The organism is Leifsonia sp. HAY1-4F (assembly GCF_056755275.1).
Window position 1 is genome coordinate 1 of sequence record NZ_JBNDHX010000653.1, and the last position, 235, is coordinate 235.

Annotated in this window: 1 pseudogene; it reads right to left on the minus strand. The window is 70.6% G+C overall.

The annotated features are described in order from the left end of the window. Positions 1-235: pseudogene (locus ACPYOG_RS20850) on the minus strand (ABC transporter permease); the annotation flags it as partial.

Genomic DNA, 235 nt, shown 5'->3' on the forward strand with positions numbered 1-235 from the left:
ACGACACCAGCAGCAGGGAGGTCTGGAGGTTGAAGTGGGAGAGCAGCGAGGCGATCGTGAACTCGCCCAGCACGACGGCGACGGAGGGGGCGGAGGCGGCGAGGATGCCGCGGCGCAGGTTAGGCACGAGCACCCGTAGGAACACGGTCCCGACACCCGCCCCCAGCGAGCGGGCGGCCTCGCTGAGAGGGACCAGGTCCACCGCGCCCACATTGCTCTGGATGGCGCGGAAGGC